The organism is Acidovorax sp. FG60, from assembly GCF_057808995.1.
This window is the reverse complement of sequence record NZ_JBMDJC010000004.1, coordinates 164821-179946: the sequence shown is the minus strand read 5'-3', so window position 1 is coordinate 179946 and position 15126 is coordinate 164821. Positions and strand designations below refer to the sequence as shown.

10 protein-coding genes are annotated in these 15126 nt (G+C 62.5%); 2 read left to right on the top strand and 8 right to left on the bottom strand.

Annotated elements, in window-relative coordinates; translation table 11 throughout:
• Positions 1-91: 91 nt before the first annotated feature.
• From ACODS0_RS08000 to sucC, 8 genes are all read right to left on the bottom strand, one after another.
• Positions 92-631 carry a pilin gene (locus ACODS0_RS08000; RefSeq protein WP_488834112.1) on the bottom strand — a complete coding sequence of 180 codons (540 nt, stop codon included), beginning with the start codon at positions 629-631 and terminating at the stop codon, positions 92-94.
• 772 nt (positions 632-1403) lie between these two features.
• The gene (locus ACODS0_RS07995; RefSeq protein WP_488834110.1) at positions 1404-2195 is read right to left on the bottom strand and encodes an MBL fold metallo-hydrolase; all 792 of its coding nucleotides are present in this window, start codon (positions 2193-2195) and stop codon (positions 1404-1406) included.
• A 33-nt stretch (positions 2196-2228) separates the two neighbouring features.
• Complete coding sequence (locus ACODS0_RS07990; protein WP_488834108.1) at positions 2229-4490, bottom strand: CHASE2 domain-containing protein; 2262 nt, start codon at positions 4488-4490, stop codon at positions 2229-2231.
• 63 nt (positions 4491-4553) lie between these two features.
• Entirely contained in the window at positions 4554-5207 is a 654-nt protein-coding gene (locus tag ACODS0_RS07985; RefSeq protein ID WP_436129340.1) for an FHA domain-containing protein, read from the bottom strand.
• 44 nt (positions 5208-5251) lie between these two features.
• Positions 5252-6040, bottom strand: a complete 789-nt coding sequence (locus tag ACODS0_RS07980) for a Stp1/IreP family PP2C-type Ser/Thr phosphatase (protein ID WP_121421578.1) — start codon at positions 6038-6040, stop codon at positions 5252-5254.
• A 17-nt stretch (positions 6041-6057) separates the two neighbouring features.
• Positions 6058-8688, bottom strand: a complete 2631-nt coding sequence (locus ACODS0_RS07975) for a CHASE2 domain-containing serine/threonine-protein kinase (protein WP_488834105.1) — start codon at positions 8686-8688, stop codon at positions 6058-6060.
• 357 nt (positions 8689-9045) lie between these two features.
• Positions 9046-9942: a succinate--CoA ligase subunit alpha gene (gene sucD / locus ACODS0_RS07970; protein WP_056056609.1), complete on the bottom strand. Its 897-nt coding sequence runs from the start codon at positions 9940-9942 to the stop codon at positions 9046-9048.
• Between the two features lie 15 nt (positions 9943-9957).
• Positions 9958-11118 carry an ADP-forming succinate--CoA ligase subunit beta gene (sucC, locus tag ACODS0_RS07965; RefSeq protein WP_056056610.1) on the bottom strand — a complete coding sequence of 387 codons (1161 nt, stop codon included), beginning with the start codon at positions 11116-11118 and terminating at the stop codon, positions 9958-9960.
• Positions 11119-11333: 215 nt separating this feature from the next.
• Between sucC and argC the strand changes: the two genes are divergently transcribed.
• The gene (argC, locus tag ACODS0_RS07960; protein WP_488834102.1) at positions 11334-12266 is read left to right on the top strand and encodes an N-acetyl-gamma-glutamyl-phosphate reductase; all 933 of its coding nucleotides are present in this window, start codon (positions 11334-11336) and stop codon (positions 12264-12266) included.
• A gap of 164 nt (positions 12267-12430) precedes the next feature.
• Positions 12431-15124, top strand: coding sequence for a chemotaxis protein CheW (locus tag ACODS0_RS07955; protein ID WP_488834100.1), 2694 nt, complete (start codon positions 12431-12433; stop codon positions 15122-15124).
• Positions 15125-15126: the final 2 nt, after the last annotated feature.

The following is a 15126-nucleotide window of genomic DNA, read 5'->3' as shown; positions in this document are numbered from 1 at the left end:
AGAAAGGTGTCAACCTCATTCAGGACGGGTCATCTCCAAAAAAAAGAGTGCCTCGGCACTCTTTTTTTACAGGCCCAAAGGCCGCTGGATTTTAACGGCAAGTGGCAGGCGCGTACTTCGCTTCGAGCGTACCGGCCTTAGCGCCAGCCATGCCGGCCTTTGCTGCAGATACCCCCGTTACGGAAGAGCAGGCCCAGTCAAGCGCACCGCTGGTGCCAGCCGTCAAAGCGGCTGCCAGGGTGACGGACGTGCCCTTGGCTGCCGTACGAACATAAGGCGAAATGACCAGCGTGTTCTTTGCCGCAGCAACCCCGGTAGCGGCAGCGTTGTATGTCACCGTGATCGGGCCGCCAGCGGCAATCTGCACGCTGTCAACAAACTTGGAGTTGGCACCAGTATTTGCATTCTGGGCATTCCAAGTCGTAACAACGTTGGCCAGTTCGGTAGTGCTGGTGCCGTCAGTGGCAATCATGTTCTTCGCACCTTGAGCCAGGTTCAGGCCTTCGGTCACGCGGGTACGCACGGTGTAGTCCTGATAAGCCGGCAGCGCGATGGCTGCCAAAATACCAATGATGGCCACCACGATCATCAGTTCGATCAGGGTAAAACCTTTTTGCATGAAACGCTTCATAAATTTCTCCTCGAGATTGAGAGCAAACACCACCTGCTGGCAGTGCCACAGGGTATGACTTCTGCAGCACTTTTTGTGCCAGGGTCCGGCTACCCCCGAGATGGGGATGAGCTGGGTATGGAGCGTGAATACGTTAACCGCCTCGGGGCAATGCTCTTGGTTTGTGACATTTTTGTCGTCCTAATTTGTCCGCCCTGACTGCCGGGATGTCTGACACGAAACCAAGAGTCGTTTTGGCATCCAGGCCTTACGCAGAAAGCCCGAGCACTTATTGCTTTTGACCAATTGGCTGACCCGCAGCTATCGCGCAAGGGGCTTTCTCGCTGGGGTCGATTTTCGCTTTCGGCGTCCTAAGCCAGATAGCCTCCTGGCTGCTCTGTTCTGTCTCTTCCGAGTGGGTGAACAACAACCACGGTCGATCGACAGGTTCTGAACGTTAGGTGTTCCCGCGAGTGTCTCGCCAAGAAAGTGACTTATGAGAAAGTTAAAGGCCCGCAGATGTGGGCCTTCTTCGATTCAGCGGACTGCAATTCAAGCATGCAGTTCAAGACGTATTTCAATGTACTCACGCCGCTTCCAGAACTCATCGACCTGCTCTTGTTGCTATTGCTCCACCGATGCAAGGTGCCCGAAGTCTGAAATCGCTTCAGGTGTTCAATCATGAGGCTTTCAGCGTTGTCCATGGCTACCTGTTACTCCCATGCAAAAGAGAAGGATTGCGGCGCAGAGTCCGCCAACGGTCGAGGCCGCAGGTCGCGCTTTTGGATGTTTCCTACACCTCTAGCACCTCGATTTTCTGAAGATCAATCAGCTGGAACGCCCCGCATTCCAGCGCGTTGGCCTCGCTCATGATGAGACCGCTTTCCTGCGGCTTGGCGTGGGTGATGTAGATGGGGAACTGGTGGGCGCTGGGGGGCAAGGCCTGCAGCTCCTGGGCCAGTGTGGCGGGTGACAGGTGCAGGCTTTTGCTGGCCAGATCATGCTCGCGGTTGCTGAAGGCGGTTTCGATGAACAGCGCGGCCACCCCGTCCTCAGACTGGTGCAGTGTGTTAACACGCTGCCAGAAGTCCGGGTTCTGGCCTCCGGTGTCACCGCTATAGACCCACCAGCCGCTTGTGCCGCGCGCAGCATAGCCCACAGCGGGCACACTGTGGCGGGCGGAGAGTACCTCCAGCACGGTGCCAGCCACGGTCAGTCGGTTGCCCACGGCCAAGGGCTGCAGTTGCAAAAAGGGCGCCTCAGGCGTCGGGATGCGGGTGAAGTCGGGCCATATGGTGTTGTTAAAGACGTGCTGGCGCAGGGCGTCCAGCGTGGCAGGCAGGGCGTGGACCTGCACGGGAGTGTTGCGTAGAGACGAAACAGCGTCAAGCATCAGCGGCAGCGCCGCGATGTGGTCGAGGTGCGAATGCGTGAGGAACACATGGTCGATGCGGCGCATCTGCTCCAGCGTGAGGTCGCCCACGCCGGTGCCGGCGTCTATCAGGATGCTGTCGTCAATCAGAAATGAGGTAGTCCGGCAATCTTTGGCAATGGCTCCGGAGCAACCCAGTACGCGAACCTTCATGAACCCGCCTTGTCCTATTCGTTGTTCATTGGCCTACTTGGTATCGAAACTGGTGGCGCTGTCCCAGCCGGGATCGAAAAGCTGCCCTCTCAGGGCCTGCACGCGGTTGGCATACAGGCCATAGAGCGAGGAGTGCGGGGCGTTGTGCAGCAAGTCTGTCAGCAGTGTGCCGCATTGTGTCCAGTCCTGGGCGCGATATGCTTCGAGAAAGTGTTGCCAAGTGGATATTTCTGAGGCCCGCGCCGGGGATAGCGTGTCTAGGGGGGACATTGGCGTGTAGATAACGACCGCCTGGGCCTTGCCCTTGACGCGCACGCGGTCGAGTTCCTGCCAGGCGAACTGGGGCACTCGGGCGTGGGTAGTTTCGCTCACCACGGTACGCACGCCATAGTACTTGGACAGGCCTTCCAGGCGAGACCCCAAGTTCACCGCGTCGCCGATGACCGTGTAGCTGCGGCGGATGTCCGAACCCATGTCGCCCACGCACATGGTGCCGGTGTTAAGCCCTATGCCAATACCGATTTCCGGAAGCCCGCGCTCCTGGTGCAACAGGTTGATCTGCTCAACCGCACGCTCCATGTCCAGTGCTGCCTGCACTGCGAGTTGCGCGTGTTCTGCGGTTGGCACCGGCGCTCCCCAAAACGCCATGACGCAGTCCCCCATGTACTTGTCGATGGTGCCCCTGTGGCTGCGAATAATGTGGGTCAGCTGGCTGAACACGTCATTGAGCAGAGCTTGCAGCTGCAGGGGCTCCATCTGCTCTGACATGGCGGTGAACCCCCGCATGTCGCAGAACATGACGGTCAGTTCGCGGCTGGTGGCCTGCATGCTGTAGTTTTCGGGCTGCTTGACCATCTCGTCCACCAACTCGGGTGGCACGTAGGTGCCGAACAGTGCGGCCAGTTCCCGCTTGGATCGGCTTTCCACAAAGTAGCCGTAGACCATGTTGAGCGCGAATGCCAGTACCGCCATCACGATTACCGTCGCCAGTGGCATTGCCAAGCCTTGGGCGAGATAAAGCCACAGGTTGAGGCCTGCCAGCGCTGCAACCACCCCCAGGCTGAGAAGCACCGCGGAGGTGGCTGACAGCGCGGGCAGGGCGAGGGCCAGCAAAACACCTGCGCAGAGCAGTTGTGCAGCGTCAAAGCCCACCGCGTAGTCGGGTCGCACGATGCTTTTGCCATCGAGAAAGGCGGACAGCATATTGGCGTGGGTTTCCACACCGGGATAGGTTCGGCCTACGGGGGTTACGCGCAGGTCGAGCAGACCGGGGGTTGTTGAGCCCACCAGAATCAGTTGGCCTTGCAGGTTGTTGGCAGGCAGTTTGCCCTCCAGTACATCTGACGCGGAAACATAGCGGAATGACCCTCCGCTCACGTCGCCGGGGCCGCGAAAGGGTATGAGTGTTGCTAGCCGGTCGTCTACAGGCAGCGCAAGTTCGCGGCCATCTTGACGCAGCACGATGCTGTGCAAGGTGTCGTGGGTGCCTTGGGGGGCGGCGCTGACATAGTTGGGATGTACTTCCGGCAAGCCAAGCAGCGTGCGAAACATCGCAAGCGCCAAGGATTCGTAGTACTTTCCCTGGTGCTCCGCAAGGAGAGGAAGGGAACGGACAACGCCATCGTCATCGGTAACCGAGTTGAAAAAACCCGCAGCAGGCACAGCATTGGCCAGTTTTTCAATGTTGCTGCCGTATCCACCCCAGGAGGTGGCCCGCAATGGGAGACCACGAAGTCTCTCGGTGGGCAAGGCAGGAGGGGGGAGAACACCTTTTGTTCTCCCGTCTCGGTCACTGGTGAAGTAGTAGCCCAGAACCGCAGGTCGGCCTTGCAGAGCGCGGGCAAAGAGTGCGTCGTAGTCAAGAGTGGGAGCCAGGCGCACCAGTTGTTCCTTGAAGCCCGTCTGCGCCCGCAAAGGCCCTTTGGCCAAACGCTCCAGGTTTGCGAGGCCTGAGCTTCCGTCTGCTTCGGCGAAGAGGACGTCGAACCCCACCAGCGCGACCTGTTGCCGTTCAAACAGCTCTTGCGTCAAAGCAGCAAGCTTGTCCCGTCCCCAAGGCCAGTGCCCCACCCTATCAAGGCTTTTTTCGTCAATATCAACGATGACGATACGCTCATCCAGCGTACGCGGCATGGTCGCACGCAGCCGGGTGTCGTAGATGATGTTTTCGAGCCGCTCCAGCACCTGGAGATGAAGGGCGCCTGAAATGTGCAGCAGTGCAAACGCTAACGGAATCAGGGTGACTGCCGTGCGGCGAGCGTGCCGTCGGAACAGATGCAAGAGTCTGGATTGCATGGGTTCCGGCGACAAGGTTGGCAGATAAATTGCCAGATGGGGCGCGAGGCCCGGGTGCGGCCGTCAGCTTTGTTCGAACTGCATTTCCGTACCTGCCAACTCCAGCCGATCACCGTGTTTGAGAGGTACAGGAGATGTGCCGATGGAAGCACCATTGAGCAGAGGCATGTCGGGGCCCTCGACATGGGCCAGCACGAAGCCCTGATGCCGCTTGGTAATGGAGGCCACGGCAACGCCAGGTTTGCCGATGGTGGTAACCACCTTTTGCAGCGACACTTCCCGCCCCGCAGCGGCACCAGACATCACACGGATGACCCCGGAGATGGGCGGGGCAGCGGCAGCACCCAGCGGGGCAGGCCGGGAGGCCGTGCCCAAGGGGGGCACCATTCCCGGTTTGAAGATCATGGTCTTCTCGAAGTTTTGCCCTTCGGCCTCGTGCAGGAAACGGATCTTGTACTTGCCCACCTCAACGGTATCGCCATTGCGCAGTTCTTGGCGCTTGACAGCCTTGGCGTTGACGTAGGTGCCGTTGGTGCTCCCCAGGTCTTCAATTTCCACATCCTGGCCTGCCATGTGAATGACGGCATGTTCGCCGCTCACGGCGAGGTTATCGATCACGATGTCGTTGTAAGGGCGGCGGCCGAGCGTAGTGCGCTCTTTGGTCAGTTGCACTTCCTTGATGACAACCCCGTCGATTGAAACGATCATTCTGGGCATGATCCACTCCTGATGTGATGAGTAATTGTTGTAGTCGGCGCCACTTACGCGGCCCCTAGCAATCGGGACATAAGGCCGCGTTTCTTGCCCCCCGCAGCCGCTTGCACCAGCAGTACGCTGACGTTATCACGCCCACCGTTCGCATTGGCAGTGTCGATGAGCAATGTGGCTTTTTCCTCCAAAGGCAGTGGTGTTCGCACCAGCTCCGCCAAGTCTGAGTCAGCGACCATGTCCGTGAGGCCGTCTGAACACATTAGGAACAAGTCATTGGGGGCCACCTGAAACTCGTTGACTTCCATCATGACATTGGGCTCTACGCCCAGCGCACGGGTAACGAGATTGCGATTGGACGACAGCGCGGCTTGCTGCGCTGTAAGCAGGCCGGCATCAACCTGTTCCTGGAGCCAGGAGTGGTCGCGTGTGATCTGTTGCAGGGTGCCATCGCGCAGGCGATAGCAGCGGGAGTCGCCAATATGTCCGAGGATGAGGCGGCTGCCGTGGAAAACCCCGACCACCAGCGTGGTGCCCATTCCCGCATATTGGGGGTTGGAAAGCGAGGCACCCAGAATGGCATGGTTGGCGTTCTCGACGCAGATCTCCAGGGCTCGCCGCACGTCGGTCGATTGGGGAGTGCTGCCGGCCTGCCCCAACCAGCGGGCCATCTCGGTGCGGATGAACGTGGTGGCCATGCCGCTTGCCACTTCACCAGCGTTGTATCCGCCCATGCCATCGGCGAGGATGGCGACCTGAGCATCCCGGTCGACCGCCACCGCATCTTCGTTGTTGGTGCGCACGCGGCCTTTGTCGGTGCGTGCGAAAAATTCGTAGGTCATGGATGTTGGGGCGAGCGTCATCGGGCGCCTGAAATCGGCGGGGATGCCGCGCCCCGCCCAGCGGGTTGCTCCATCACGGTTCTCTGAAAATCCGCCATTTCATGCCCTGTTGCATCGCGGTCCGCATCATAGACGACTGCTCCCGGCTCCGGCGATCCCGCCTGTCCGGCTGCCACGCCCGCCTGCCGCAGGTCGGCGGCAAATTGCCGGCCAGTCTGGTACCGGGCCTCCGGGCGTTTCTGAAGGGCCTGGGCCACCACGCGCGCCACGGCGGGGGAAAGCTCGGGACGCAGCTGCCGAATGTCGGGCGCCTCCGTGTTGGCGATTTTGTGCATCAGCTCCGTCATTGACTCCCCGCGCAGCGGCAGCGAGCCCGTGAGCAGCTGAAACAACGTGACACCCAATGAGTAGAGGTCTGACCGGCCATCTACCTTCTTGCCTGCGAGTTGTTCCGGTGACATGAAACTCGGGGTTCCCAGAACCAGTCCTGTGCGTGTCTTGCTGGAATCCGTGATGCGTGCAATGCCAAAATCCGTCACCTTCACGGCATCCGTGGCGGCGTCGAACATGATGTTGGCAGGCTTGATGTCGCGGTGCACCACGTTGTGTGCGTGGGCGTAGTCCAGCGCCTCGGCAACGCGTGCTCCGATGGAAAGCACCGTGGCCACCGGTAGAAGATGCCCAGCATGGCAGGCCCGCGCCAGGTCTGCGCCCTTGAGGAACTCCATGGCGATGTAGGCCAGATCGTGTTCCTCGCCAGCATCAAAGATCGTCACGATGCAGGGGTGCTGCAGGCGCCCCGCTGTTTCTGCCTCGCGAAAGAACCGGGCTCTGGCGTCGATGAGTGCGTCGCCCTCGAACTCTTCGCCGAGCGCGAGGGTCTTGATGGCAACCACGCGTCCAATCTTTGGGTCTCTTCCCAGGTAGACCACGCCCATCGCCCCTTTGCCAATCTCCCTGTCTATCTGATAGCGGCCCAGCATCGGTATGCCGGTTGCGGCATCACCTGGCAGGCGCGGCGCTGGGGTGGGGGGAATCGATGCGGGTGTGCTGGACGGGGCGCCAGTTTCCTTCTGCAAGTGCGCCCGCACACGCTTGTACCGTGCATGGGCATCCTTGTATCCCTTGTTGTGCTGCAGGATGTGTTTGTAGACGGACTTGGCCTTGGCAAAGTTGCGCTTGCGCTCAAAGTCCTGAGCCAGGTGGTACAGGTTGTCCATCAGGGCATCGCTGGGCGGCACTCGGCGCAAGCGCTCGAAGGCCATGTCCAATTGGCCCTGCCCTTGCAGCGCAAGCCCCATCATGCGATCGGTTTCGGCGGTTTCCGCTGATGGGGGCGTACCTCTTGCGCTGAGCTTGCCCAGCACGGCAAAGGCTGTGATGCCTCCCAACAAAGCCAGCACGCCGGGCGCCAAAGGAATCCAGAACCCTGCGTAACGCAGCAGGCCCCACTCAGTGGCGACGAGCAGGAGCAGGAGCCCTGCGCCCAGCACTCCCCCGGCTGGACGAGAGAGTCTCGGAAGGGCCAGCGCAACAAAGAGCAATGCTCCCAGTGCGCTGCCCCAGGACATCGTCCATACCCACTCAGGTCGTTGCACCCCGAGGCCCAGCCGTATGGCCGACAGCGTTTGCGCCAGCATCTCCACGGGATACATCGTGCGCGCGCCGGACTGGACCCACGGGGTGACCAGCGCGTTGCTTGTCTCACCCACCAGTACCACTTTGTCCTTGAAGTCCTGCGGCGGAATCTTGCCGCTGGATACCTGGGCAAAAGACACCACAGGGAATGCGGAGGCACCGTCCGGCGCCGCGTGAAATCGCGGATGCATCACCGCCGAACCGTCGGTCACAACGTGCAGCCCACCCATGCGAATGCCCTGAGGCTCCGTCTGAACCCGCAGTTCGTTTTGGCCCAGATGCAGACTGTGCCTCGCCGCGAGCAAGGCCAAGGAGGGCACGCCGACGTCGTCGTACCGCAGCAGAAGGGGAATGCCGCGAAGGTGACCATCTTCGTCCAGGGCGACCGAAAGATGACCAACGCCTGCCGCCACCGAACCGATCCCAGCGACCGGGTTTTGCGCCGATGTGGCGGGGATCGCAAAGCTCGCAGGGTTCGGCAAAACGCTGCGGTGCGCATAGGCGGGCAGCGGCGTGCGGGCACCGCCCGCCAGGGTGTAGCGCGAAGCCAGGAATACGTTGCCGGCCCGTTGGATGCTGGCGGCCAGGCGCGCGTCAGAATCCAGAGCCTTCTCCGCCTCGTCTACGGTGCGGCTCAACTCCGTCGCCAGCGGGGATGTGTCCCCCGCCCGCGCCATCGTGTCCCGCATTTTGCGAAGGTAGGCAAGGCCACGGTCGGACTGGGGTTCGGCAAAAGACGGGGTCAGGACAATAGTCTTGGCGCCAGCCGCCGAAAGCTGGTCGATCAACTTGGCGTAGACATCCCGTGACCAGGGGCCGTTGCCCAAGCTTTCAAGGCTGGCATCGTCGATGCCAATGATGGCAATTTCAGGCAACGGGGCTGGCGTGTGGATGCTGGTCGCAGCGTCATACACGCGGTACTCCAGCCACTGGAACACACCCGTGGCTGTGCACAGTGCAACCAGCACCGCCGCAGCCAATGCGCCCCGCAAACCATCGGTACGCCACATGCCAAGCCACCGCCCCGAGGTTGTTCGTCCCACTGCTGATATTCCACTCTCTGTATTGAGAGCTGTTCAAAGCAATATTTAAGCCGGGGCTGCAGGGGGCTTGGTGTGGCCCCCAACCGCATGCGACGGGTGGTTCATCGAGGATTCGATGGCGGTTCTTGTCGGGGCAGGCAGGACGCATGAATCGGGTGTGTCATTTTTGTCACCCGAATGCGACGGGCCACCCGGACACACTTTGGCCCACCCATGCAAAAAGCGCCCGGAACCTTGGTTCCGGGCGCTTTTTTTGGGTACGCCTTCCTCTGCGAGCCCTCAAGCCCGAGGTGTCCGCAGTGACGCGGACGGGCGCAGCGAGATTTACTTCAGCTGGGCCTTGAGCAGCTTGCCCAGTTCCGAAGGATTGCGGGTGATGATGAAGCCCGACTCTTCCATGATCGCCAGCTTGGCGTCGGCCGTGTCGGCACCGCCAGAGATCAGCGCGCCAGCGTGGCCCATGCGCTTGCCGGGAGGGGCCGTGACGCCAGCGATGAAGCCCACGATAGGCTTCTTCATGTTGGCCTTGCACCACTGGGCGGCTTCGGCTTCGTCAGGACCGCCGATTTCGCCAATCATGATCACGGCATCGGTGTCTGGATCGTCGTTGAAAGCCTTCATCACGTCGATGTGCTTGAGGCCGTTGATGGGGTCGCCACCAATGCCCACGGCGCTCGATTGACCCAGACCGACTTCGGTCAGCATGGCCACGGCTTCGTACGTCAGCGTGCCCGAGCGGGACACCACGCCGATACGGCCCTTGCGGTGGATGTGACCGGGCATGATGCCGATCTTGATTTCGTCAGGCGTGATCAGGCCAGGGCAGTTGGGGCCCAGCAGCAGCGTCTTCTTGCCGCCAGCGGCTTCCTTGGCCTTCATCTTGTTGCGCACCATCAGCATGTCCTTGACCGGAATGCCTTCGGTAATGCAGATGGCCATGTCCAGGTCGGCTTCGACGGCTTCCCAGATGGCATCCGCAGCGCCTGCTGGAGGCACATAGATCACCGACACGGTGGCACCGGTCTGCTGAGCGGCTTCCTTGACGGAGGCGTAGATCGGGATGTTGAAGATCGACTCGCCCGCCTTCTTGGGGTTCACGCCCGCCACGAAGCAGTTCTTGCCGTTCGCGTATTCCTGGCACTTTTCGGTGTGGAACTGGCCAGTCTTGCCCGTGATGCCCTGGGTGATGACCTTGGTGTCTTTGTTGATGTAGATCGACATGTGTGTTCTCCGGGCTTACTTGACGGCAGCAACGATCTTGGTCGCAGCTTCGGCCATGGTGTCTGCAGCGATGATGGGCAGGCCGGACTCGGCCAGCATCTTCTTGCCCAGCTCTTCGTTCGTGCCCTTCATGCGCACGACCAGCGGCACGTTCAGGTTCACGGCCTTGCAAGCGGTGATCACGCCGGTGGCGATGGTGTCGCACTTCATGATGCCGCCGAAGATGTTGACCAGAATGCCTTCGACCTTGGGGTTCTTCAGCATGATCTTGAAGGCTTCAGTCACCTTCTCGGGGGTGGCGCCGCCGCCCACGTCCAGGAAGTTGGCGGGCTCGCCCCCGAACAGCTTGATGGTGTCCATGGTAGCCATGGCCAGGCCAGCGCCGTTCACCAGGCAGCCGATGTTGCCATCGAGGCTGATGTAGGCCAGGTCGAACTTGGAGGCTTCGACTTCGGCTGGATCTTCTTCGTCCAGATCGCGGAAGGCCACGATTTCTGGGTGACGGAACAGCGCGTTGGCGTCAAAGTTGAACTTCGCGTCCAGGGCCATCAGGTTGCCCTTGGAGTCGCAGTTCAGCGGGTTGATTTCCACCAGCGACGCATCGGTGTCCATGTAGCACTTGTAGATCTTGGCGAAGATGTCCACGGCCTGGTCGATGGAAGCGCCGGTCAGGCCGATGGCTGCTGCCACCTTGCGGCTCTGCGCTTCGGTGATGCCGGTCAGCGGATCGATCATCTCGGTGATGATCTTCTCGGGGGTGGAGTGGGCAACTTCCTCGATGTCCATGCCGCCTTCGCTCGAAGCGATCAGGGCGACCTTCTGGGTGGCGCGGTCGGTGACCAGCGACACATACAGTTCGTTCTTGATGTCGGCGCCGTCTTCGATGTACAGGCGGCGAACTTTCTGGCCCTCAGCGCCGGTCTGGTGCGTGACCAGCTGCATGCCCAGGATGTCGCTGGCGCGTGCCTTCACATCGTCAATGGTCTTGGCAACCTTCACGCCGCCGCCCTTGCCACGGCCACCGGCGTGGATCTGGGCCTTGACCACCCACACGGGGCCGCCGAGCTTCTGGGCTGCTTCAACGGCTTCTTGCACCGTGAATGCGGGAATGCCACGCGGAACGGGCACACCAAAATTGCGCAAGATTTCCTTGCCTTGGTATTCGTGAATCTTCATGAGGTCTCTCTCAGGGAAGGGTGGTAGTTACCCGTTTACCATGAACAGATGTCTGGCCGCGGGCTTGGGACATGGCAACCCGCGACTGTATCATGTTGCAACGCACCATCCTTGTGCCTAACTTACACCCCGGGCTGGGCTGGTAGCCTTCCCATCCCCCCTTTTTCTCTTTTCTATTCCGGCAGCCGCTGCCGCCTTTTTGCAGGAGCACCTCCATGTCCAAAGTCTTTATCGATGGCGAAGCCGGTACCACGGGCCTGCAGATCCGCGAGCGCCTGCAGGCCATGCCGCAGATCGAGCTGGTCAGCATTGCGCCCGAGTTGCGCAAAGACCCAGCCGCCAAACGCGACCTGATCGCGGGGGTCGACCTGGTGGTGCTGTGTCTTCACGACGATGCAGCGCGCGACACCGTGGCCATGGTGGACGAGATCGAGCGCGGCTCGGGCCGCAAGGTCAAGGTGATCGACGCCAGCACGGCCCACCGCACGGCCGATGGCTGGGTGTACGGGTTTCCAGAACTCGCTGCATCGCAGGCGCAGGCGGTGCGCGATGCCGCCCGTGTCTCTAACCCCGGCTGCTACGCCACGGGCGCGATTGCCATGCTGCGCCCGCTGGTGGACGCCGGCCTGATCCCTGCGGACTACCCTTTGAGCCTGCCTTCGGTGTCGGGCTACTCCGGCGGCGGCCGCACCATGATCGAAGCGTACGAGGCAGGCACTGCAGCGCCGTATGAGGCCTACGCCCTGGGCCTGACGCACAAGCACATCCCCGAGATCCTGCGTTACACCGGCCTCACACGCCGCCCGGTGTTCATCCCCGCCGTGGGCAACTTCCGCCAGGGCATGCTGGTGCAGTTGCCGCTGCACCTGGACCTGCTGCCCGGAGCCCCCAAGGCCAGCGACCTGCACGACGCGCTGGCCGGTCACTACAGCCGCACCAACACGCCCGAGCAGTGGGTCAGCGTACTGCCGCCCACCGATGATTTGAAGCTCGCCGCCGACACGCTGACCGACACCAACAAGCTGGAGCTGCGCGTGTTTGCCAACGAGCAATACCGGCAGGCCGTGGTCATCGCGCGCCTGGACAACCTGGGCAAAGGTGCCAGCGGCGCCGCAGTGCAGAACCTGCAGCTGATGCTCGGTCTCTGAACCGCTACGGGTTTCCCCACCCTCCTGTCTGCCCGGCAGGTTTTCGACGCGCCAGACCTGGCGCGTTTTTTCTATGGGCCTTCCTGGCGGAATCGTTTAAGCTGATTCCAGACCGCTGACCACGCCAGGCCCACTGGCGCACGCCGTATGTTTGGGGGGGGCTGATGGGTTTTCCACTGTCTTATGACATCGTGGCGCCGCAGATGCGGTCGCTGCAGAAGCTCGAGGCTGCGTTGCAGCGCCTGGATCTTCGCTGGGAGGTCATCGACACCACTGCACGCATCGTGTGCCCGGGCGAGGCGGCGGGTTTCCTGCATACACTGGACCAGACGCGTACCGCGTTCGCCACGCTGGCCCAGGAGATGGTGGAGCACATTGCCACCACCCACCTGAGCAACCGCATGGGCGACCTGGCGTCCCGCGCCCAGGTGGCCATCGATATTCTGGTGCGCAACCTTTTCGAGCGCACGGCCGATGTCGGCTTCATCGCCACCGATGGACCGCTGGTGGCTTTTGTGGAGGCTGCGGCAGTCCAAGGCGACCCCGATGCCGCCACGCTGCTGCGCAAGCGGTTGCAAGAGTACCGCGCCAAATACACCGTCTATGACGACATCCTGCTGCTGGATGCCTGTGCCCATCCGTTGCTGGGCCTGCAAGACCGGCAGGTGACCGAGGCCTTGGTTGTGCAGGAGCCCTCGTGGTGGCGGGGTGCGATGGACAGGCCCGGTTATGGCGAGCACTACGGTGCCTCGGACTGGTATCCCGGCGAAGGCGATCTGCTGCTGTATGTGCACCGCGTTGTATCGGCGCAGGGGCGCGCCTGCGGGGCCGTGGTGCTGCGCTTTGGACTCCATTCCGAGCTGGAGTCGATCTTTGCCGACCTGCGCGACCCCGAGGACCGCGTGGCGCTGCTGCTCGTGGATGGCAGTGATCGTGTCATTGCGTCCAGCAAGCCCGCTGAATTCTCGGTGGGCGAGGTCCTGGCCACTGGCTCTCTGCAGTCGCTTGACGCCCGCCCTTGCACCCACCGGGGCCACGACTACCTGGCGCAGGCGCGCACCACCCGGGGCTACCAGGGCTACCAAGGCCTGCCCTGGCGGGCGGTGGCGCTGGTGCGGCTGGATGCGGCGTTCAAGGGCGAGCAAGGTATGCAGGAGTCTGCAGGGGGCGGTGGCGCGCCGGCGACGGCTGAGGCGGCGCGCATGGAGGTGGATGATCCCATGCTGCGCGCCATTGTGGAACGCGCCCGCGCCATCGAAGAAGGGCTTACCCGCGTGATCTGGAATGGCAAGGTGGCCGAATCGGCGGTGAGCGCAGGCTCGTCGATCCATGCCGTGTTTGACCAGATCGGGCGTACGGGCAAGGACACCATTGCCGTCTTCGACGGTGCCATCCAGGAACTGCGCGGACTGCTACTGGCAGGGCGCCGCGCCGAGATGAAGGCCCATGCCGGCCTGGCGGTCCGCATCATGGATCGCAATCTCTACGAACGTGCCAACGACTGCCGCTGGTGGGCGCTGTCCGAAGAACTGGCCCATGCGCTGGGTGACATCCAGGCTCGGGGCGTGCCCGGGCAATCAGCCGCTGCAGCACAGCGCGCGGCACAGATCCTCGCGCACCTCAACAGCCTCTACACGGTGTACCGGCGCGTGGCGCTGTTTGACCGCCAGGGGCGCGTGGTGGCCGTGTCCTGCGATGCCAGCACGCTGCCCGCCGACCTGCAACTGGATGCCGACCTGGTCCGGCGCACTCTGGCCTTGCAAGGTTCGCAGGCCTACGTCGTGTCGCCCATGCAGCCGCAGGCGCTGGCCGATGGGCTGCCCGCCTATGTGTACTGCGCCGCGCTGCGCGCTGCGCCGGGCGGCCCGGTGGTGGGCGGCATCGCGCTGGCCTTCAACTGCGCCACCGAGCTGAAGGCCATGCTGCGCGACGCACTGCCGCAGGGCCAGGGCATGCGCGGCTTCTTCACCGATGCGCAGGGGCGCGTGCTAGCCAGCGCAGACGAGGATGGCCCGGATGCCGCTCAGGGCGGTGCGCAACCTGTGTTGCCTTTTGTGGCAGATATCGCACGGGCCGCAGTGCCACCCGCCGCCGCAGGGCGGCAGCCCGGGCAGGGCGCAAGAACTTCCTCTGCGGCGACTGCGTCGGTCCTGCCCGCCACCGCGCAGCGCGTGCACTGGCAAGGGCAGGACTATCTGGCGGGTGTGGCGGTCAGCACCGGATACCGGGAATTCAAGCGCGACGATGGATACCGGGAACCCGTGTACTCCGTCTTGCTGATGCCCGTACAGCCCGCCGTGGTCAGCGGCGGTGCCCTGGCCTTGCCGCAGTCATCTGTGCAGGGGGCGGGCGGCAATGTGCGCCGCTATGGTGTGGTGGCCTGTGGCGCCCTGCTGCTGGCCATTGACAGCATGCACGTGCAGCAGGCCATGTCGGCCGCGCGCCTGGTGCAGGTGCCGGGCCCGGCGCAGTTGGTCGGCATGCTGGAGATTGCCCACGAAGGCGGCACCCGCATGGCGCCCGCCTATGACGCCTGCCGCATTGCGGGCCTGTCTGCATTGGCCGACCCTCGGCGGGCCGTGGCGGTCGTGGTCAAGAGCCAGGGCCGCCCTGTGGTGCTGTTGGTGGAGCGTCTGGTGGGCGTGGTGTCGCAGGACAGCGTGCACCCAGTGCCCGGCAGCGTGTCTGCGCATGCCCCATGGATCACGGGCATCCTGAGCGACCGAGGCTCGGGCCAGGCCATCGTGTATGTGGTGGACCCCAATGGCCTGGATGCCCGGTGGGTACCCTTGCCACCCGAGGTGCTTGCGGCACCCTCAGCCAGCAGTACCTCTGCAGAGTTGACAACACAGCGCTGACC

What these genes read in the sequence shown, in the direction of transcription:
- ACODS0_RS07995 (WP_488834110.1), bottom strand. Translation starts at nt 2,195, where the DNA reads ATGAAGGTTCGCGTACTGGGTTGCTCCGGAGCCATTGCCAAAGATTGC.
- ACODS0_RS08000 (WP_488834112.1), bottom strand. Translation starts at nt 631, where the DNA reads ATGAAGCGTTTCATGCAAAAAGGTTTTACCCTGATCGAACTGATGATC.
- sucD (WP_056056609.1), bottom strand. Translation starts at nt 9,942, where the DNA reads ATGTCGATCTACATCAACAAAGACACCAAGGTCATCACCCAGGGCATC.
- ACODS0_RS07975 (WP_488834105.1), bottom strand. Translation starts at nt 8,688, where the DNA reads ATGTGGCGTACCGATGGTTTGCGGGGCGCATTGGCTGCGGCGGTGCTG.
- ACODS0_RS07990 (WP_488834108.1), bottom strand. Translation starts at nt 4,490, where the DNA reads ATGCAATCCAGACTCTTGCATCTGTTCCGACGGCACGCTCGCCGCACG.
- ACODS0_RS07980 (WP_121421578.1), bottom strand. Translation starts at nt 6,040, where the DNA reads ATGACCTACGAATTTTTCGCACGCACCGACAAAGGCCGCGTGCGCACC.
- sucC (WP_056056610.1), bottom strand. Translation starts at nt 11,118, where the DNA reads ATGAAGATTCACGAATACCAAGGCAAGGAAATCTTGCGCAATTTTGGT.
- argC (WP_488834102.1), top strand. Translation starts at nt 11,334, where the DNA reads ATGTCCAAAGTCTTTATCGATGGCGAAGCCGGTACCACGGGCCTGCAG.
- ACODS0_RS07985 (WP_436129340.1), bottom strand. Translation starts at nt 5,207, where the DNA reads ATGCCCAGAATGATCGTTTCAATCGACGGGGTTGTCATCAAGGAAGTG.
- ACODS0_RS07955 (WP_488834100.1), top strand. Translation starts at nt 12,431, where the DNA reads ATGGGTTTTCCACTGTCTTATGACATCGTGGCGCCGCAGATGCGGTCG.